A 974-nucleotide genomic window follows, 5' to 3' on the forward strand; every position below is an offset into this window, starting at 1 on the left:
AAAAGACTTTATCAATCGGAACTTAATTGATACGCAATATGCTATGAGAAGTTTCTCGAGTTCATTGCGGACATTTTATCAAAATAACGAAATCTCAACCCAAGTCATGTCTGTGCGCGGCAGCTTTACTGCTGCTCTTAGAAGAAGAACTAAACTAAATAAAGATCGAGATGCCGGACATGCACATCATGCCATTGATGCCTTGATCGTAGCAGCCATTAGTCGCATGCCATTATTTAAACAGCTTAAAAATACATCTTTTAATATTGAAGGTGTTGCAACACATATTGATACAGGTGAAGTTATAGCCGAAGAACAAGTTTTTGATAATAAATCTTTGAATTTCATCAGTAATCTGAGAAATTATGAAGATCAAGTCAAGTATTCCCACAAAGTCGACCGTAAGCCAAATCGGACGATGTCCAAACAAACCATTTACTCTACACGAGAAAAAGACAACGAAAAATACATTGTTGGAAAAGTTAAAAATATTTACCAGTTGGATAAAGCAGGCTACACTGCTCTTAAGAAAAGAATCGAAAAAAATCCAAATTTATTTTTAATGGCACAACACGATCCGAAAACTTGGGAATTAGTTCGGAAAGTGATGGAAGAACATAGTCATGCGGATAATCCTTTCCAAGACTTTTATAAAGAACATGGCTTTATTTTGAAAGACGGCAAAGTTCCCGTTAAGAGTTTGAAATATCTAGACAGCAAGTTAGGCATCCATGTAGATATTTCTAACAAATATGAAAATGCTCAAAACGATGTCGTACTGTTAAGCAGAAAAAGTATTCGAGTTGATATTTACAAAAATGAAGAAGGGAAATATAAGTACCTTGGTATTCCTTATAATTGGTTTAGAAAAGTTGAGGGAGTCTACACTCTTGATATGGAGTTGTACAATGGAAAAGATGGTCGTAATGCACCTTATAAACAAATTGATGAAAGTTACGAATTCCAGTTTAGTC

Annotated in this window: 1 protein-coding gene; it reads left to right on the plus strand. The window is 34.8% G+C overall.

Annotation, left to right across the window (positions count from 1 at the left end; genetic code table 11):
• On the plus strand, positions 1-974 hold a 974-nt coding region (gene cas9 / locus RT405_RS08350; RefSeq protein WP_396163554.1), incomplete at both ends, for a type II CRISPR RNA-guided endonuclease Cas9.

This window comes from Carnobacterium sp., assembly GCF_032094055.1.
Lineage (GTDB): Bacteria > Bacillota > Bacilli > Lactobacillales > Carnobacteriaceae > Carnobacterium_A.